This window comes from Xanthomonas dyei (assembly GCF_002939865.1).
Lineage (GTDB): Bacteria > Pseudomonadota > Gammaproteobacteria > Xanthomonadales > Xanthomonadaceae > Xanthomonas > Xanthomonas dyei.
Window position 1 is genome coordinate 47,269 of sequence record NZ_MDEE01000017.1, and the last position, 17,645, is coordinate 64,913.

15 protein-coding genes are annotated in these 17,645 nt (G+C 64.5%); 11 read left to right on the forward strand and 4 right to left on the reverse strand.

The window, feature by feature from the left end; translation table 11 throughout:
* Positions 1–85 precede the first annotated feature (85 nt).
* From XdyCFBP7245_RS12755 to gnd, 3 genes are all read left to right on the forward strand, one after another.
* Entirely contained in the window at positions 86–463 is a 378-nt protein-coding gene (locus XdyCFBP7245_RS12755; RefSeq protein ID WP_055850660.1) for a glycine zipper 2TM domain-containing protein, read from the forward strand.
* Positions 464–639: 176 nt separating this feature from the next.
* Positions 640–1,953 carry a hypothetical protein gene (locus XdyCFBP7245_RS12760; protein ID WP_104616014.1) on the forward strand — a complete coding sequence of 438 codons (1,314 nt, stop codon included), beginning with the start codon at positions 640–642 and terminating at the stop codon, positions 1,951–1,953.
* A gap of 20 nt (positions 1,954–1,973) precedes the next feature.
* Positions 1,974–2,915 carry a phosphogluconate dehydrogenase (NAD(+)-dependent, decarboxylating) gene (gene gnd, locus XdyCFBP7245_RS12765; protein WP_104615978.1) on the forward strand — a complete coding sequence of 314 codons (942 nt, stop codon included), beginning with the start codon at positions 1,974–1,976 and terminating at the stop codon, positions 2,913–2,915.
* A 340-nt stretch (positions 2,916–3,255) separates the two neighbouring features.
* Here the strand turns inward: gnd and XdyCFBP7245_RS12770 are convergent, their stop codons facing one another.
* Entirely contained in the window at positions 3,256–4,314 is a 1,059-nt protein-coding gene (locus tag XdyCFBP7245_RS12770; RefSeq protein WP_104615979.1) for an oxidoreductase, read from the reverse strand.
* Between the two features lie 149 nt (positions 4,315–4,463).
* On the opposite strand from XdyCFBP7245_RS12770, the gene XdyCFBP7245_RS12775 reads away from it, so the two are divergent.
* The 5 genes from XdyCFBP7245_RS12775 to folK all read left to right on the forward strand — a co-directional run bounded on the left by XdyCFBP7245_RS12775 (position 4,464) and on the right by folK (position 9,956).
* Complete coding sequence (locus XdyCFBP7245_RS12775) at positions 4,464–4,835, forward strand: BON domain-containing protein (RefSeq protein ID WP_170068633.1); 372 nt, start codon at positions 4,464–4,466, stop codon at positions 4,833–4,835.
* 767 nt (positions 4,836–5,602) lie between these two features.
* Positions 5,603–7,414 (forward strand): sensor histidine kinase, encoded by a 1,812-nt coding sequence (locus XdyCFBP7245_RS12780; RefSeq protein WP_104615980.1) that lies wholly within the window; start codon positions 5,603–5,605, stop codon positions 7,412–7,414.
* On the forward strand, positions 7,411–7,851 hold the full coding sequence (locus XdyCFBP7245_RS12785; RefSeq protein WP_104615981.1) for a response regulator: 441 nt from the start codon (positions 7,411–7,413) through the stop codon (positions 7,849–7,851). The genes XdyCFBP7245_RS12780 and XdyCFBP7245_RS12785 overlap by 4 nt, the downstream gene beginning before the upstream one ends.
* Before the next feature lie 3 nt (positions 7,852–7,854).
* Positions 7,855–9,357 carry an ATP-binding response regulator gene (locus XdyCFBP7245_RS12790; protein ID WP_104615982.1) on the forward strand — a complete coding sequence of 501 codons (1,503 nt, stop codon included), beginning with the start codon at positions 7,855–7,857 and terminating at the stop codon, positions 9,355–9,357.
* Between the two features lie 89 nt (positions 9,358–9,446).
* Complete coding sequence (gene folK / locus XdyCFBP7245_RS12795) at positions 9,447–9,956, forward strand: 2-amino-4-hydroxy-6-hydroxymethyldihydropteridine diphosphokinase (protein ID WP_104616016.1); 510 nt, start codon at positions 9,447–9,449, stop codon at positions 9,954–9,956.
* A gap of 287 nt (positions 9,957–10,243) precedes the next feature.
* Here the strand turns inward: folK and XdyCFBP7245_RS12800 are convergent, their stop codons facing one another.
* Positions 10,244–10,981 carry a pteridine reductase gene (locus XdyCFBP7245_RS12800; protein ID WP_055850677.1) on the reverse strand — a complete coding sequence of 246 codons (738 nt, stop codon included), beginning with the start codon at positions 10,979–10,981 and terminating at the stop codon, positions 10,244–10,246.
* Between XdyCFBP7245_RS12800 and XdyCFBP7245_RS12805 the strand changes: the two genes are divergently transcribed.
* Both XdyCFBP7245_RS12805 and XdyCFBP7245_RS12810 read left to right on the forward strand, forming a co-directional pair.
* Positions 10,980–12,233 (forward strand): class I SAM-dependent methyltransferase, encoded by a 1,254-nt coding sequence (locus tag XdyCFBP7245_RS12805; RefSeq protein WP_211287692.1) that lies wholly within the window; start codon positions 10,980–10,982, stop codon positions 12,231–12,233. The genes XdyCFBP7245_RS12800 and XdyCFBP7245_RS12805 overlap by 2 nt on opposite strands.
* Complete coding sequence (locus tag XdyCFBP7245_RS12810) at positions 12,221–12,634, forward strand: VanZ family protein (RefSeq protein WP_104615984.1); 414 nt, start codon at positions 12,221–12,223, stop codon at positions 12,632–12,634. The genes XdyCFBP7245_RS12805 and XdyCFBP7245_RS12810 overlap by 13 nt, the downstream gene beginning before the upstream one ends.
* Positions 12,635–12,861: 227 nt before the next feature.
* Here XdyCFBP7245_RS12810 and XdyCFBP7245_RS12815 read toward each other — a convergent pair whose 3' ends face one another.
* Positions 12,862–14,907 carry a TonB-dependent receptor gene (locus XdyCFBP7245_RS12815; RefSeq protein WP_104615985.1) on the reverse strand — a complete coding sequence of 682 codons (2,046 nt, stop codon included), beginning with the start codon at positions 14,905–14,907 and terminating at the stop codon, positions 12,862–12,864.
* A 192-nt stretch (positions 14,908–15,099) separates the two neighbouring features.
* Positions 15,100–15,960 carry a 2OG-Fe(II) oxygenase gene (locus XdyCFBP7245_RS12820; protein WP_104615986.1) on the reverse strand — a complete coding sequence of 287 codons (861 nt, stop codon included), beginning with the start codon at positions 15,958–15,960 and terminating at the stop codon, positions 15,100–15,102.
* Between the two features lie 187 nt (positions 15,961–16,147).
* On the opposite strand from XdyCFBP7245_RS12820, the gene XdyCFBP7245_RS12825 reads away from it, so the two are divergent.
* Positions 16,148–17,632: a hypothetical protein gene (locus XdyCFBP7245_RS12825; protein ID WP_170068634.1), complete on the forward strand. Its 1,485-nt coding sequence runs from the start codon at positions 16,148–16,150 to the stop codon at positions 17,630–17,632.
* Positions 17,633–17,645: the final 13 nt, after the last annotated feature.

Here is a 17,645-nt window from a genome sequence, read left to right on the forward strand (position 1 = left end):
GTTTGCGCTTCACGTTGTGTTCTCGACCGACTGGCCAGAGTGCAACCATGGCTCGCCGAATCGGCGAGAACGATGGAGACGTACGATGAAAATGCGCAATTCCCTGATGGGTATGTCCCTGATCGCTCTGATGGCGACGAGCACCTTCGCGCAAGCGCAGAACTACTCGCAGCACCGCTATACGACGGCAGACGAAGGCCGCAGGTTCAATGACGGCACCCGCGTGCGCTGCAAGAACGTCGAGGTGCAAAAGAACTCCACCGACCCGAATCGCATTGGTGGCACGCTTGCAGGTGCGGCCATCGGCGGTCTGCTGGGTAACCAAGTTGGTGGCGGTAACGGCAAGAAGCTCGCTACCGTGGCAGGCGCGGTGGCTGGTGGCGCGGCAGGCCGCACCATCCAGGGCAATCGTCAGCAGGCCAATGGCAATCGTCAGGTCGAGCGCGTCTGCGAACGCCGCTGAGCTTGATGAAGTGACGCTACGAGCCCCGGCCCTGCCGGGGCTTTCTTGTATTGCAGGAGCAGCGCCGTGCTGCCGATCCACCTCTCCGATCAATGAGTGCATCCCGGGTGCAGAGCAGACGATGGCTGCCGCGACCGGCGCGCGCAGTGCGTGAGCCGCAGGCGGCAGGCCGCCGCATGACCGTGCTGCTCTGTGCCGTGGCGCTGTGCGGTCTGCAGCTGTCGCAAGTGGCCGCTGCTGCGCCAAGTCAAACGGCCAGCGCGGCCGCACCCGATTGCGTGGAAGCGCTGTTGCGGCGATTGGGGTGGAGCATCAACAGTGCGGCGGTCAGCGCGCCAATGATCCAGCGCGGCGCACCCTGCACGCGGGGCTCGCTTGACCAGGCGCGCGCAGCGGGCGATCTGCAGATCACACTGCCGGCCGGCTGGGACACGCAGCAACGCGGCGCAGCGCTGAGAGCATTGCTGGACGATACCGCCAGCCAGTGCGCCTACGGATTCGACGTTGGCGCTGCCACACGGCGCGCCGTCGCCCAGTTGCAAGACAATCCGCATTACCGGTTTTCTGCGCTGCAACTGGGCTGGATCGGCTTCGGCTGGCGTGGCGCCGCTGCACAGGGCTGGAGTGGATTCAAGAGCTTCGGCCGCGGCTATCAGCCACGCGGCAGCAATGCGCAGGCGCTGGACGCGTTCTATCGCGGGCAGGTGCGTTCCGAATGCGGCGTGGGGCGGCAGGTCGCCCAGCTCGCCACGCAGCGCGAGCTGTATGGCGATGCCGGATTCGATCAGGTATTCACCCCAGGCGAACTGTCGATCGGTACATTTTTGACCCTGCACGACACCGACAGCATCCTGCTCGGCGCACATGCCGGCGAATTTTTTGCCGACGGCAAGGCGGTGAAGACCTCCCGGCTCGGACGCCAGGCGTTCGTCGGTGCACCCGGCTTCATCGCGCATGTATTCGACAAGGCATATCTGGACGACATCCATAACCAGGCCGAAAACTTTGTGGTGGTGGATGTCAGCGATGCGGCGGCGCAGGCGCTTGCCCGGCACGGCGGCTTTGCGCACTACGACGCGCTCAACCGGCAGATCTGGGAGCTTTCCAGGCAGCTGCGCGGGCCCGGCAAACGACGGTTCGAGCGGTTGCTGTACGAGCGCGACGCGGCGTTGCGGGCAACGCTGGACCCGCAGCAACAGGCGCGCTTGCAGGAACTGCAGACGTTGCTGGACGACCCGTTCTATCAAGGCTTTCTGGTGTACGTGCACCCCAAAGGCACCAAGCCGATCGGCTATCACGTCGCGCGCCTGCTCGATCGCAACCCGCGCACGCCGTATGCAATCGAGCTGACCTTGCACACTCTGCGCACCACCTTGTACTGGCGATGGATCGATTGGCAACTGCAACAGTGCGGCGCCAGCACCGTCACGGAACAATCCATTGAAAATTCCGCCACGCCGGCGTACGCCCGGCGTGGCACCCTGCACTGATCAGATCATGAGGAGTGGTTATGGAACTGGGTATGGTGGGGTTGGGTCGCATGGGGGCCAACATGGCCGAGCGTCTGGTGCACGGCGGGCATCGTGTGCACGGCTACGATCCGGGCGCGAGCGCGCGTAGCGGCGCACAGGCCAAGGGCATTGTCACTGCCGATGCGCTGGCAGCGCTGGTCTCTGCGCTGCCGAGCCCGCGCGTGGTGTGGCTGATGGTGCCGGCGGGCAAGATCGTCGACGACACGCTGGCGCAACTGCTGCCGTTGTTGCAGGCCGGCGACATCGTCATCGATGGCGGCAATTCGTATTACAAGGATTCGCAGCGTCGCGCGGCGCAATTGCAGGAAAGCGCTATTGCGTTCGTCGACTGCGGCACCAGCGGTGGCGTCTGGGGCTTGAAGGAAGGCTATAGCCTGATGGTGGGCGGGCAAGAGGCTGCAGTGACCACGCTGCATCCGATCCTGGCCACGCTGGCGCCTGCGCCGGACAAGGGCTGGGGGCGGGTGGGCCCGAGCGGTGCCGGCCACTTCACCAAGATGGTTCACAACGGCATCGAGTACGGAATGATGCAGGCCTACGCCGAAGGCTTCGCACTGATGCAGCACAAGACCGATTTTGCGCTGGATCTGCACCAGGTCTCGGAGATCTGGCGCGACGGTAGCGTGGTGCGTTCGTGGTTGCTGGACCTGACCGCCGATGCGCTGCAACACAACCCGACCATGGACGGTATCGCGCCGTTCGTAGCCGACTCGGGCGAGGGTCGCTGGACGGTGGCCGAGGCGATCGACCTGGAAGTGTCCGCGCCGATCATCACGTTGTCGCTGATGGAGCGGCTGCGTTCGCGCGACAAGGATTCGTTTACCGACAAATTGCTGGCGGCCATGCGCAACCAGTTCGGCGGCCATGCAGTGAAGACCACCACCGCTGCAGCGCCGACGATCGGCAGCAAGGACGCGTAAGCGCGTCGCACAGATGGCCGCGATTGCCGACCGGCATCGCGGTCGTTGCTCGATTGGAATGCGCTCGATCCGCCTGCGCGTTCTACGCGTGGGCGATGCTGCTCACGATGTGTGTCGCTCGACCCTCAGCGGCCACGGTTTTATTTCAGATCTGCGTGCCTGATGTAGCGCGTGTTCGGCGGCTAAAAGCCATGGCGCGGTGCGCCAATGCGATGCAGCGACGCTGCGTGTGCATGCGTCACGCGTATGGCACGGTTTTAAGTCGGCAGCGCACGATGGCCAAACATTGTCATGCATCGGCTGCACGCCTTACGCGCGCAAGCAGCCGATGCCTTTGTCATCAAAGCGTGCGCTTACCATCCAGCCATTGCACCTGCCCGGTCGCAGCGCTGTGCTGCGCCAGTTCCAGCAAGTGCATGAGTTGTACCGCTTCTGCGCCATCGACCGGTGCCGGGCCGGTGCCTGCCAACGCATCGCGGAAGGCCGCATAGCACTGCCGGTAATCGCCGGCCTGATTCTCGGGTTGATGGGTGTGTACGCGGCCTTCTTCATCCACGCGGGTGAGCGTGCCCGGCAACGGATCCACGCCCCAGCCCACCGTGCCCGGGCGTCGCCCGGCGCGCAGCTGGTCTTCCTGGGTGTCCAGGCCGTGCTTGAGATAACTGCCGCGTGTGCCATGCACGGCAAACCGCAGGCGGTTGTTGGCGACCAGCGAGCCGGCATGCAGGATCGCGCGCAGCCGCGGGTAGTGCAGGGTGACGTGGAAATAATCGTCGCTGCGCGCCTGGCTGCGCTGGCGCTGCAAATCCGCAGCGATCGCCTGCGGTGCGCCGAACAGTTGCAAAGCCTGGTCGAGCAGATGCGGCCCCAGGTCGTACCACAGGCCGGCACCGGGGATGTCGCTTTCGCGCCAGCGGTCGCGGACCTGCGGCCGATAGCGGTCGAAGTGCGAATGAAATTCCACTACCTCGCCGAGTTGGCCTTCGTCGATCAGGCGTCGCACGGTGAGAAAGTCGGCATCCCAGCGTCGGTTCTGGAACACGCTGATGATGCGCCCGGCAGCTGCTGCAGCGTCGACCATGGCGCGCGCTTGCGCGGCGTCCAGGGCGAAGGGTTTGTCGACCAGCACATGCTTGCCCGCGGCCAGCGCCTGCAACGCGAAGGGCGCGTGCGTTTGATTGGGCGTGGCAAGCACCACCGCGTCTAGCGCGGGGTCGGCCAACGCACTGTCGAGGTCGGCAACGACGGTGACCTCGGGGAAATCGGCTTGTACCTGCTGCGATTTGGAAGAGACCACGCTGTGCAAGCGCAGCCCTGGCGTGCTGGCGATCAGCGGCGCATGGAAGGTGTGGCCGGCATAGCCGTAGCCGACGACAGCCAGATTGAACGGTTTAGCCATTGAAAACGGTTCATCGCAACGAACGAAGGAGTGTGCATGTTATTGCACACACCCGTGTGCGCCGGGTTCACAACCTCTGCATGCAACGGTCACGTGTACGCGACGACCACCACCGCAAGCTGCAGCCACATTCAACAGGAGCGATTCGAATGAAGAACATGATGCATGCACGTAAGCTGTTGGCGCTGGCGTTGTCGCTCGGCCTGACCCTGGGTGCTTCGCAGGCATTCGCCGCACCGCAGGACATGGGCGCGCACAAAGATCACGCCGCCGGTATGAATGAATCCAAGAAGCCGGTTACCGATACCTGGATCACCACCAAGGTCAAGGCCGATCTGCTGGCCACCGACAATGTGTCCGGCACCGACGTCAAGGTGGAGACCAAGAACGGCATCGTGATGTTGACCGGTTCGGTTGCGACCCAGGCTGAGCACGACAAGGCCGTGGCTGTCGCCAAGGGCATCGAAGGCGTCAAGAGCGTAAAGTCGACCGGCCTGAAGGTCGTCGCTGCGAAGAAGTAAGCGCAGCCGCTGCGAATGCCGGGCCAGCTGCGGCGAGGCGGCTGAACCGGGCACCAGGCGCACTCTACGGAGTGCGCTTTTTTATTGGGGCGTTTTACTCGGCGCGCTTGCGCGATCAGCGGTGGAAGATGGCTTGCCGTGCGTTGCCGGCAGGCGCTGATTCGATGCGATGCCCAGCCCCTGCCCGCGACGTGGTGCTGGCCGCTCGGATCAGCGACGCGGCTTGTCGTCGTGCGGTGATTTGTTTGTCGGTGACGGACATCGACACGGCGGTCACGGTCTACAGCGATGCAGTGGGTGGGTATCAGGCCATGCCGTGACTCGGATCGTCGAAGACGACCGCGCCATCGGCGTGATCTGCAAGGATGTCTTCGGTACTGGCGGGGATCGCTTCGTGTCACGTGCCTATCGACTCACTTACCTATCGACGCGCGATCGCATTGGGTGAGCGCCTATGCGTGGCGGCGCGCAGGATCGGAGACAGCCAGGTGTGCAGGTGCTCAGCTGTGGTGTAGGCGTAGTCTGGCTGCAACGGGGCGTGTCGATTTGTCCGGCCGCTGGTGTCGCTCAGGGCCTATCGCTCGCCATGACGCCGACAAACGGCGGGTTTCTCGCGCCATTTTCACCGTTGCTGCACTTATGATATGCCCATTCAGCTATGTCATGGCGATCACGGCATGTCTGAACCATTAATCTCGCTCGGGGCGTGATCGGAGACAATGCCGACTCGTCCTGGGCACGTGCAGCGAGCGGATACAGACCTAGCAATGCAGACAACGATCCAAGCAGACAAATGGGATCGCTGGCGCCTGCCCTCGTTGGCGGTTGCCGTGTGCCTGATTGTGGTGGTGCCGTCGTTGCTGCTGCAGCAGATGGCGCGCAACGCCAATCAGGCCGCGGTGTGGGTGTCGCATAGCCAGGAAGTGCAGGAGACCGCGCAACGGCTGGAAGCGGCGATGCGCGACACCGAATCGGCCGCGTTGATGCGCTCGCATGGCGTGGAGCGCCCGGCCTTGCTGGAACGCATGCGGCGTGGCCGGCGCGAGTCGCTGGCCGCGGTGGATCGGCTGATCGAACTGACCAAGGACAACCCTGCGCAGCAGGTGCGCATGGGGCGTATCCAGAGCACCATCGAGCGCCGGCTGTTGCTGGCCGAGCGCATCGCGGTGACCACCGGGCAGGATCAGATCCGCGCGTTGATCGACGATATGACCGTGAACAACCCGATCCGCGTGCTGATCGACGAGTTGCAAGGCGCCGAGGGCCGGTTGCTGGCCCTGCGCAACGGGCGTGCAGACACCGAGCGCCTGCACTATGCGGTGTTGAGCTGGGCCGCGTTGGCGGTGCAGCTGCTGTTGCTGGCGACCGTCATCTGGTTGCTGCAGCGGCAAATCCGCCGCCGTCTTGCCGCCGAGCAGGAATATCTGCGCGCCAACGGCCGTGCCAGTTCGGTGTTGCAGACCGTGCGCGAGCCGATCGTGCTGCTGGATGCCAATCAACGCATCGTGCTGCACAACCCGGCTTTTGCCGAGTTGTACGGCCTGGAGGAGCGCGGCAACGAATTGATGGCGTTGGAAGATGTGGGCCACGGGGTCTGGCGCGATCCGCTGTTCCATCAGCGCCTGGCCGACGTGTTGCTGCGCGGCCGCGAGCTGTGGGACTTCGAGCATGAACAGCGCGCCGCCGATGGCGTGTTGCGCACCATGCTGATCAACGCCCGCCGCATGCCGTTGCCGGATACCGTCGACGAAGACGTGGTGCTGATGACGGTCAGCGACATCAGCCTGCAAAAGGCCTCGCAACTGCGCATCCAGGAGCTCAACCGGCAGATGGAGGGCAAGGTGGAGCAGGTGTCGGAGGTCAACCGCGAGCTGGAAGCCTTCAGCTATTCGGTATCGCACGACCTGCGCGCGCCGTTGCGCCACGTGGCCGGTTTTTCGGACAAGTTGGCGCGTCACCTGGGTGATGCGGCGGACGAAAAATCGCGTCACTACATGGAAGTGATCAGTTCCTCGGCGCGGCGCATGGCGTCGCTGATCGACGACCTGCTGGTGTATTCGCGCCTGGGACGCAGCGCGCTGCGCTTGCAGGCGGTGGACATGCAATCGCTGGTGGCCGAGACGCGTGCGATCCTGGATTCGAACGTGCAGAGCGAAAATACCGGCCACCGTGTGGACTGGCAGATCGCTCCGCTGCCGGTGCTGGTGGCCGACGAAAACATGATGCGCCAGCTGTGGATGAATCTGCTGGGCAATGCGGTCAAGTACAGCGCCAAGCGCGAGGTGGCCAGGATCGAGGTCAGCTACACGCCGATGGCCGACGGCGGCCATCAGTTCAGCGTGAGCGACAACGGCGCAGGCTTCGACATGGAGTACAGCGGCAAGCTGTTTGGCGTGTTCCAGCGGTTGCACAAGGCCAGCGAATACGCTGGCACCGGCATCGGTCTGGCCAGCGTGCGTCGCGTGTTGACGCGTCACGGTGGCCGCATCTGGGCTGAAGGCGTCGTCGATGAAGGCGCCACGTTTTATTTCGAGCTTCCTCCTGCGCTTGAAGCGCCCAACAAAGAGTTCACTGTATGACCGCCATTCGTACCATTCTTCTGGCAGAAGACAGCCTGGCCGATGCGGAGATGGCGGTCGACGCCCTGCGCGACGCCCGGCTGGCCAACCCGATCGTGCACGTCGAAGACGGCGTGGAAGCCATGGACTACCTATTGCGCCGTGGCGCGTATGCCGACCGCGAGGAAGGCCTGCCGGCGGTGCTACTGCTGGACATCAAGATGCCGCGCCTGGATGGGCTGGAAGTGCTTAAGCAGGTGCGTAGCGATGAGGCACTCAAGCGCCTTCCGGTGGTGATCCTGTCGTCGTCGCGCGAAGAGAGCGATCTTGCCCGCAGCTGGGACCTGGGCGTCAACGCCTATGTGGTCAAGCCGGTGGATGTCGATCAGTTCTTTACTGCGGTCAAGACGCTCGGCACGTTCTGGGCGGTGATCAATCAGGCACCGGAGCTGGACTGACCCATGCCGCATGAGGGTGGCAAACTGGAGCAGCTGAAGATCCTTCTGGTGGAAGATTCACCGGAAGATGCCGAGCTGTTGTCCGATCAGTTGCTCGATGCCGGCATCGATGCGGCATTCGAGCGCGTGGACAGCGAGCCGTCGCTGCGCGGCGCGCTGGAGACGTTTCACCCGGACATCGTGCTGTCGGATCTGAGCATGCCCGGATTTTCCGGCTATCAGGCGTTGCGCCTGGTGCGTCAGAACGGCGCCACCCCCTTCATCTTCGTCTCCGGCACCATGGGGGAGGAGACTGCGGTCAAGGCGCTGCAGGACGGCGCCAACGACTACATCATCAAGCACAACCCCACGCGGCTACCGAGCGCGGTGATGCGCGCCATCCGCGAGGCGCGTGCCGAGCTCGAACGCCAGCGTGTGGAGAGCGAGCTGATGCGTGCGCAGCGGCTGGAAAGCCTGGCGATGCTGGCAGCCGGCCTGAGCCACGATTTACGCAATATCCTGCAGCCGTTGCTGATCGTGCCCGACCTGCTGGCTGGGCGCACCGACGACCCGCAGCTGCGTCAACTGGCCAACGTGGTGGCCGAATGCGGCCGGCGCGGGCACGAGATGGCCGAGTCGATGTTGTCGTTCGTGCGTGGCTCCAACAAGCCGCGCGAGCAGGTGTCCATCGCCAATCTGTTCCAGGCGGTGCAGATGCTGCTGCGGAGCAGCCTGCCCGATGGCGTGCGGTTGCAGATGGACACGATCGCCTCGGATCTGACCATCGAAGCCAACTACACCGAATTGCAGCAGTGCCTGCTCAACCTCGGTTTGAACGCGATCCAGGCGATGCCGGGTGGCGGCACCCTGGTGCTGTCGGCCGATCGCTTTGATGCCACGCGCGTGCGCATGAGCGTGGCCGACACCGGCGTGGGCATGACCGATGAAACGCGCGCACGTCTGTTCAGCCCCTTCTTTACCACCAAGGCCGATGGCACCGGATTGGGCCTGATTTCGTGCAAGCGCATCGTGGAAAGCTACGGTGGCAACATCCAGGTCGACAGCCGGCTGGGTGAAGGCACGCGCTTCGACATGATCGTACCGATGCGTGGGGCACCCACGGTAGTTGCCGATAGCGAGCCGCCGCTGGCGCTGGGCCATGGGCAGCGCATCCTGCTGGTAGACGGCGAGGCCACCCGGCTGTCGTTGCTGGGCAATGCCTTGTCCAGCCAGGGCTATCAGCCGCAACTGGCCACCGACGGCGCCGCTGCGCTGCAACTGGTGCAGCAGCACGCAATGCCGGATCTGGTGATCATCGACAGCGACATCATTCTGCTGTCGGCGGTGAGCGTGCTGCTGAGCATGCAGGAGCTGGGCTACCAGGGGCCGGCGATCGTACTGGAAGATGTCGGCGCGCCGTTGCAGCGTGCGCATTTTCCGCCCGACATCCCGGTGCACGTGTTGCGCAAACCGCTGGAAATGCGCCGTGTGTTTCGCGCGGTGGCGCACGCGCTGGAAGTGGCCTGAGGCCACGCATGTACGCTGCGCGTGCAGCGATGCGCCTGCAGCGCGCAGCAACAGTTGACGCTGAGGCCGGCCGCATGCGCGAATACCGCATGACCACCGTGCTTCTCAGCCTCGGCAGCAATGTCCAGCCGACCCACTACCTGCGCCTGGCCGTCGCCGCCTTGCGCGCGCGCTTTGGCCAGCTCGACGTCTCCCCGGCGTATCGCACGCCGGCGGTGGGCTTCGATGGGCCGGACTTCGTCAATAACGCCGTGGCCTTGCAGACCGATCTGGACCTGCTGACACTCGACCAGTGGTTGCATGCGCTGGAAGATGCGCACGGGCGCGATCGCAGCGGGCCGCGTTTCAGCGACCGTACCCTGGATGTGGACGTGGTGTTCTTCGGCGATTGCATCGTCGAAGGGCCCGGCCATCTGCGCATCCCGCGTCCCGAGCTCAAGCATGCCTTCGTGCTCAAGCCGCTGGCCGACATCGCGCCGGACTTCGTCGACCCGCTGAGCGGACGGACGCTGGCTGCGCTTTGGCAGGCGCATCCGCACTACGGCAGTGCGTTCACCACGGTGGAGCTGGATGCGCCTGCGCTGAGTGCTGCGCAGTAGTGCCGGTGTGTGGTGCAGCTGGCGGTGCTGCATGACCGTCGCGAAAGTGACGTCATGTTCGGCGCGGATCGGCTTGTACGCATGCGTATGCCGATCACTGACGAAGCATGCCGCACACGCGTGCGTTCGTACGATGTTCGTGTCAGAGCGTCTAACGAAACATCGCGGGCAGTCGCCAGCTGGATGTGGCTAGCGCACTCAGGATCGGAATCTACGGATGTTACGTCGCGCACCGCGCACCGGCTGCGCCCGCCTGACGGTGCGCGTGGTCGTGCTATCAGCGGCTCTCAACTGAGTTGACGGCCGCCATCCACATGCAAGGTCTGGCCGGTGATAAAGCTGGCGTCGTCCAGCAACCAGCGCACCGCCTCGGCGATTTCTTCCGGCGTGCCGATGCGCGCCAGCGGCGTGCGGGCGAGCAGCGCCTGCTTGGCGTCGGATGATTTGCCTTCCTCCGGCCACAGGATGGCGCCAGGCGCGACAGCATTGACGCGCACCTGCGGTGCCAGCTCCAGCGCCAGTGAGCGGGTCAGCATCTCCAGCGCGCTCTTGGAAGCGCCGTATAGCGGGTGGTTGCGCATCGGCTGCTGTGCATGCAGGTCGGTGAGATTGACGATGGCGCCGCGGTGCTGACGCAGCTGCGCAGCAGCGGCCTGGGCAATGAAGAATGGTGCGCGCGCATTGACCGCGAACAGCTCGTCCCACTGCGCCGGCGTGGCTTCGCCCACTGCGGTGGGATAAAACGCCGAGGCGTTGTTGACCACGCCATCCAGGCGGCCGAATGCGTCGATGCACGCGGCGACCAGTTGCGCCGGTGCGTGCGGCAGGCGCAGATCCGCGTGCAAGGCCTGCGCGCTGCCTGCGCGTTGCGCACACAGCTCGGCCACGCGTGCGCGCAGCGCGTCGGCGGACTGATGCGCATGCAGGGCAACCCGGTAGCCGGCGGCGTGCAGCGTGGTGGCGATCTGCGCGCCGATGCGGCGGCCTGCGCCGGTGATCAACACCACCTTGGAACTGTCTGTCATGGCGTACTCGCTCGGCGTTGCAAAGGGCTCGGCTATCCTGTGCATTGTCCCCGCAACCGGTGCCCGCATGCACGCCGACCTTCCCACCCCCGATTCGGACGCGCTGGCGCACAGCGAGCGACTGGCTGCGCATGTGCGCGCCGAAATCCAGGCCGCCGGCGGTGCGATCCCGTTTTCGCGTTTCATGGAGCTGGCGTTGTATGCGCCGGGTCTTGGCTATTACAGCGCCGGGTCGAGCAAGTTTGGCGAGGCCGGCGACTTCGTCACCGCGCCCGAGCTGGGTCCGTTGTTTGCCGCCACCGTGTCCGGTGCGCTGGCGCCGGTATTGCAGCAGCTTGGGCCGCAGGCGCGCATGCTGGAAGTGGGTGGCGGCAGCGGCGCATTTGCCGAAGTCACGCTCAAGCGGCTGCTGGAGCTGGATGCGCTGCCCGAGCGCTACGCGATTCTCGAACCCAGTGCGGACCTGCGCGAGCGTCAGCGCGAGCGCCTGGGGCGCAGCCTGATCCCGCCGGTGTTCGATCTGGTCGAATGGCTGGATGGCCCGTTTCCTGACGATTGGGACGGCGTGCTGTTCGCCAACGAGGTGATCGATGCATTGCCCACGCCGCGCTTTGCGATCCGCGAGGGCGAGGTCTACGAAGAAACCGTGGTGCTCGATGCGCAGCAGCAATTTGCGCGTGGCGAGCAGCCGGCCGATGCATTGTTGAGCGCGGCGGTGCGGCATCTGGAGCGCTATCTGGAGCAGCCCTTCGCCGATGGTTATCGCTCCGAGTTGTTGCCGCAGCTGCCGTACTGGATCCAGGCGGTGGCCGGCGGTTTGAAGCGCGGTGCGATGGTGTTTGTCGACTACGGCTATCCGCGCGGCGAGTTCTATCGCGCGCAGCGCGAGGACGGCACCTTGCGTGCGTTCTATCGCCATCGCATGCATGAGGACCTATATCGCTGGCCCGGCCTGCAGGACCTGACCGCGTCGGTGGATTTCACCGCGCTGGCGGAGGCCGGTACCGGTGCCGGTTTCGAGCTGGCGGGTTACTGCACGCAGGCCAGTTTCCTGCTGGGCAACGGCCTGGATGCGTTGCTGACGCAGGCCGATACGCGCACCGATGAAGTGGGGCGCATGCGCCTGCGCGAGCAGATCAAGCGGCTGACCTTGCCCAGCGAAATGGGCGAGCGTTTTCAGGTGATGGGCTTCGTACGCGATGTGGATATTGCGCCCGCATTTTTGGCCGGCGATCTTACATGGCGGCTGTAACGCGGGCGCTGCGCCCGTTTCATCGGCCGCGGTTGTGGGTGGGGTTGTGGATCGCTGCGATCGTGGTGGTGATTGCGGTCTGCATGGGGCCGCCGCCGGTGATTCCGGAGCTGCCGGATAACAGCGACAAGGGCGAGCACTTTTTGACATTTGCCTTGTTGTGCTGGGGCGCGGTGCAGTTGTTTGCTACCCGTCGCACGCAGCTCGTTGCAGCCATCGGTTTGGTGGGGTTGGGGATCGGCATCGAGATCGCGCAGGGCGCACTGACGACCAATCGAAGCGCCGACCCGTACGACGCACTGGCCGATACGCTGGGTATCGTGGCCGGTTTATGCCTGGCGTGGACACCGTTGCGCTTTGTGATGTTGCGGATCGATCAACGCTTGTTTGCGCGGCGTTGAGTTGCGTGTGCGCCTGCGTGTACGAACGCTCGCGTGCGTGAAGCATTATCGCTATCAGGTTGATGTGCTGGCGATGGCGCATTGACGCGTTGGTAGCGCGCACCGAATCGCTGTAGCAGCCGAGTGCATATTTCAACTCTCAGATCCGGTGCATGGCTGCTGCGTTGCGCAGCAGCCATGCCACCATCATCGGATGCGGCGCTGGTCCCAGCCGTTGGATCTGCGAGTTACAGCTTCATGTTCAAACCGAGATAGAGCTGGCGTCCTGCCGCTGGCGAAAACATCGGCTGCGCCTGGCTCCAGAAGAAGCTGTCGTACCACACGTAGGCATACTCGCGGCCGGTGGCGTTGCGAACCTGCAGGTCCACGCTCCAGGCAGGAGTGATGGTGTACCTGGCGGTGAGATCCAGGGTGGCGAAACCGCCGTATTTGCCGGCTATATTGCGTTCTTCCAGATAATAATCGCCTTGCGCGCGGCCCTGCAGGCCTAAGCGCAGCGCATCGGTTGGCCGGTACTCGACACCGATGTTGCTGATGTAACGCGGCGTTGCCGCTACCTCACGGCCGACCAGCGACACGCTGGCATCGCGGTCGTCGCGTTCGATCTTCGCTTCCTGATAGGCGTGCGATGCCCATAGCGTCCACTTGTCGCCCAGCTGCGCATTGATCTGCGCGTCCACGCCGCGCCGGCGTGTCTTGCCCAGGGTGACGGTGGTGCCGGTGGCGGGCATGTTGGAGACTTCGTTGGCCGCGTCCTGCTGCCACACCGCGATGCGCGCCTGGCTGCCGTGGAATGGACTGAATTTCATGCCCAGTTCCATGCCGGTATTGGTGGACGGGCGCACGTCCGGCTGCCCGACGGTGAGGTAGGCCGGTGCGGTGGACCCGGTCAGCACCTGGAAGGTACGGCCCCAGTTGGCATAGACGTTGGTGGTCGGGGTGAACGCGTAGACCAGGCTCAGTTTGGGCTGCTCGATGGTGCCGTAGCGCTGCAGCGGTGCATGCACGCCGCCCGGCAGTTGGGTGTCGCCATCGAAGCGATCCACGCGGTAGGCCGGTACGATCTTCAGCGCCTCGATCGGCTGATAGATCGCCTGCACGTAGGCGCCCCAGTTGTCGAAGGTGTGGCGGTCGTCGTTCTGGATGCGTGCCGGCGTGGCGTTGAAGTTGGTGGGCTCGGCATAGCGGAAGCGTTCGCGTCGGTAGGCGTTGTCCTGATGCTCGTAGTTGACGCCGCCTTCCAGGGTGAGCGTGTCGCTGCTGCGCCAGGTCAGCGTGTTGAGCATGCCGACCTGGGTTTCGTCCCAACTGCGGCGCTGGCGTGGTGCGTTGCCGGTGGGTAGGTCACTGAAGGTCACCTTGCGGTCGTCTTCGTACCTGTTGTAGTACAGCTTGGTGCCCAGGAACAGGTGCTCGGCCAGCTTCAGGTCCATGTGCACGCCGAGCTGGCGCATGTCGCGGTCGTCGCCGTCGTTGCGGTTGCGCAGGTCCGAGCTGCGACGGTCTGCCTGCATTTCCGCAGCGGTCATGAAGCCGGGTTCGTCGGCCTGGTTGTGGTAGATGCGGGCGGTCAGGCCGATGCGCATGCCGTCGTCGAGGTTGCCGTAGAACCATTTGCCGCCCAGCGAGTATTTGCTGGAGGTGTCGTGGTCGCGGTAGCCATCGGAGGCCTGCACACCGATGAAATAGTTCTGCGCAAAGCCGTCGCGCTCGCGGCCCACGGCTAGCTGTGCATCGCGGGTATTGAAGCTGCCGTAGGTCAGGCGCACATCGGTGTCATTGCCGCCCTGACGCGTGCCGAAATTGATGTTGCCCCCAATATTGTGCAAGCCGTAGCGCGGATCGTTGGTGCCGCGCACCACCTCGATGTAGCTGATTTCCAGCGGGAACAGCATGTCGATGAAGCGCTGGTTGCCGCTGTTGACGTTGCTGGGGATTCCGTCGATCAGCGTCTTGATCGCATTGAGGTAGCCCTCGCCATTGAACGCGCGAAAGCTGACCTTGCCGGATTCGGCGCCTTGCCGGGTTTCGGTGAGCTGGATGCCGGGCATCTGCCCAAGCAGCTCCCAGCTGTAGGACACGTTCTTGTCTTCGATCTGGTCGGCGCCCAGCACGTCCACCGAGGTCAGCACCTGATGCGCGGTGAGTTGGCCTTCGCCCTGCTGGTGGACATCGACCTTGCCGAGCGTCAGCGCCGAATCCGACGATTGCGCACGCGCTTCGGCGACAAACAGGACGGCAGCCACTGCCGCCACGAGAATATGGATCTTCATGGATCGAACGACACCGATGCGAAAAGGAGCTGATCACCCCATGTGCCAGCTAATGAAATATTATAACATATGATAAGCGTGCTCCTCGCGGCGCGCTGGAGCGGGTGGCATGACGGGACGCGGTGCGCACCGCAATGGGCGCGCTGGGCGATGCGTCGGGCGATGAAGCTGGCTGTTGGGCGTGATGCTCGATCAGTCCGGCAGGCACGCCGCGCGCTCGCGCAGCCACTTGGTCGCCACCCACTTTTCGCCGGCCAGGACCGGGGAGCCGGCATGCAGGCTGCGCGTCATCGGGTGCGGGCGGTCGTAGCTGAAGAACACCGCGTTGCCCTCGATCGCGGCAATGTCCAGATGCACATCGGGAAAGCGCGTGGCGCCGCCGCGGTCGGGCGTGTTGAGGTACATCACCAACGAGGCGACGCGTTGCCCGCCGGCTTGCAGCAACACCGGGGTGCCGGCTGCGTCGGGGTCGAAGTAATCGTAGTGCGGCTGATATTCGGCGCCGGTGCCGTAGCGCAAGACCTGCAAGCCTTCGCCGTGATCCACCGGCCAGTCGAGCAGACGGGCGATGCGTGCTTCGATGCGTTGGCAGAGCGCATCCTGCCCGAGTTGCAAACACATGCTGTCGCTGGTGCGTGCGGCGTGCACCACATGTGCACCGTTGGCGTTGTCCACCGTGCGCGAGCGCGCAAGGCGCGGCTGCGCGAGGGCGATCACTGCATCGCATTCGGCATCGGATAAAAAGCCACCCAGCACCATCACGCGCGGCAACTGCATGCACATCAACACGCGCACCTGGCGATCGCCCAGATCCAGCAGCGATGCATCGCTGTCCTGCAGCAGCGCCGGCACGCGCACCGGCATCGGCAATCCATGTGTTTGCGCGTGCTGCTGGATGTGCGCACGCACCAGCGCTTCGACTGCATCGATGGCGTCCTGCATGTTCCAGCCACGATCCAGCAGCGGTTGCAGCGCGTGCTCGGGCGGTTGGCCGGCCAAGGCCTGCGCCACGATCCAGTCGGCCAGGGCGCTGGGGATATCGGTGAGTGTCATCCCGCTACAGTGCATGCCAACGTGTGGCATCTATGTGTCAAATGTGTCGTGGTAAGACAAATGCAACAGACGGCCCCTATAAAGGTGACGGGGATCTTGAACGTGCTCGCCACTGCAGTGAGCGGAACGCAACCAATTCTTGACGACTCCTCTTCATACCGGACCCTTTGACCTGGAGATCAGCCGTATGTCCGTTCGCAACAGCAGCAAGACACTTCTCATGACCTTTAGCACCGCACTGGCCTTGTCTGCCTGCGGTGGCGGTGCCGACCGTGTCGCTTCGCCCGGCGAAGGCGCGTTTCCGCCCGCCCCGGCACCGACCCCGGCGCCCACGCCTGCACCAACCCCGGCTCCGACACCGACACCGACACCGACACCGAGCGGCCCGGCTGCGGATTGCCCGACCGGGTTTTCCAACGTGGGCACTATCGCCAACAACACGCTGCGCGCTTGCCAGCTGCCGGACACCATCAACGGCAATCTGGTGGTGCCCGCGCGCGCCGGTACCGCGTATTCGATCAGCGGCCGCGTCAACGTCGGTACCGATCGCGGCGGCAACGCCATCGCGCCGGCGGCCGGCAGCACGCAGGGCGTGTTGACCATCGAGCCGGGCGTCACCTTGTATGGCTCGGCGGGTAGCGACTACATCGTGGTCAATCGCGGTTCGCAGATTTTTGCCGAAGGCAGCGCGACTGCGCCGATCGTCTTCACTGCGCGTCAGGCGCTGGATGGCACGGTCAGCGCCAACACCATCGGCCTGTGGGGCGGCATCGTGGTGCTGGGCCGTGCAGCGATCAACAACTGCCCGGGCACCACCGTGTCGGGCACGCCGGAATGTCAGGCGCAGGTCGAAGGCACCAACGCGTTCTACGGCGGCAATAGCGCCACCGATAACAGCGGCTCGATGCGCTACCTGCGCGTGATGTATTCGGGTTTCGAAATCTCGCCCAACAACGAGCTGCAGGGCATCACCCTGGCCGGCGTGGGCAGCGGCACGCGTCTGGACTACGTACAGATCCACAACAGCTCCGACGACGGGATCGAATGGTTCGGCGGTACGGTCAACGGTAGCCACGTGGTCATCACCGGCGCCGACGACGATTCGCTGGATACCGATGCCGGTTGGAGCGGCGCATTGCAGTTCGGCATCGTGGTCCAGCGTGCTGGCGGCGGCGACCGCATGAACGAGTGGAGCAGCCTGCGTCGTCAGCCGTATTCGCGCCCGAAGGTGGCCAACTTCACTTACGTGGGCAATGCCCGCACGGGTGCGGCGATCATGCTCAACCAGGGCACGCAGGCCGCGTTCTACAACTCGGTGTTCACCCGTCCGGCCGGTGGCACCGGCGATGGTCTGGTGTGCTTCAACCTGGCCGATACCGATACCGTGGGGACGTTCAACTCGGTGTTCTTCGCCTGCCCGACCGCGTTCGGCAGCGACCCGCGTGCGACCAGCCAGTTCGCCGCCGGCACCAACAATGTCGCCAACGGCGTGTCCACGTTGCAGAACACCTTCATCAATGGCGCCAACGAAACTGCAGTGCCGGCGTTCCAGGGCTTGAACGGGGTGAGCAGCTTCTTCCAGCAGGTGAACTACATCGGTGGCGTGCGTGATTTCAACGACACCTGGTGGCAGGGCTGGACCTGCGGACTGACCGCCGATCGCCCCTGCTGAGGCACGGCATCGC

Coding starts and splice junctions, on each gene's coding strand:
- folK (WP_104616016.1), top strand. CDS start 9,447: ATGACCACCGTGCTTCTCAGCCTCGGCAGCAATGTCCAGCCGACCCAC.
- XdyCFBP7245_RS12775 (WP_170068633.1), top strand. CDS start 4,464: ATGAAGAACATGATGCATGCACGTAAGCTGTTGGCGCTGGCGTTGTCG.
- XdyCFBP7245_RS12770 (WP_104615979.1), bottom strand. CDS start 4,314: ATGGCTAAACCGTTCAATCTGGCTGTCGTCGGCTACGGCTATGCCGGC.
- XdyCFBP7245_RS12805 (WP_211287692.1), top strand. CDS start 10,980: ATGGCGTACTCGCTCGGCGTTGCAAAGGGCTCGGCTATCCTGTGCATT.
- XdyCFBP7245_RS12810 (WP_104615984.1), top strand. CDS start 12,221: ATGGCGGCTGTAACGCGGGCGCTGCGCCCGTTTCATCGGCCGCGGTTG.
- XdyCFBP7245_RS12820 (WP_104615986.1), bottom strand. CDS start 15,960: ATGACACTCACCGATATCCCCAGCGCCCTGGCCGACTGGATCGTGGCG.
- XdyCFBP7245_RS12815 (WP_104615985.1), bottom strand. CDS start 14,907: ATGAAGATCCATATTCTCGTGGCGGCAGTGGCTGCCGTCCTGTTTGTC.
- gnd (WP_104615978.1), top strand. CDS start 1,974: ATGGAACTGGGTATGGTGGGGTTGGGTCGCATGGGGGCCAACATGGCC.
- XdyCFBP7245_RS12760 (WP_104616014.1), top strand. CDS start 640: ATGACCGTGCTGCTCTGTGCCGTGGCGCTGTGCGGTCTGCAGCTGTCG.
- XdyCFBP7245_RS12790 (WP_104615982.1), top strand. CDS start 7,855: ATGCCGCATGAGGGTGGCAAACTGGAGCAGCTGAAGATCCTTCTGGTG.
- XdyCFBP7245_RS12785 (WP_104615981.1), top strand. CDS start 7,411: ATGACCGCCATTCGTACCATTCTTCTGGCAGAAGACAGCCTGGCCGAT.
- XdyCFBP7245_RS12825 (WP_170068634.1), top strand. CDS start 16,148: ATGTCCGTTCGCAACAGCAGCAAGACACTTCTCATGACCTTTAGCACC.
- XdyCFBP7245_RS12800 (WP_055850677.1), bottom strand. CDS start 10,981: ATGACAGACAGTTCCAAGGTGGTGTTGATCACCGGCGCAGGCCGCCGC.
- XdyCFBP7245_RS12780 (WP_104615980.1), top strand. CDS start 5,603: ATGCAGACAACGATCCAAGCAGACAAATGGGATCGCTGGCGCCTGCCC.
- XdyCFBP7245_RS12755 (WP_055850660.1), top strand. CDS start 86: ATGAAAATGCGCAATTCCCTGATGGGTATGTCCCTGATCGCTCTGATG.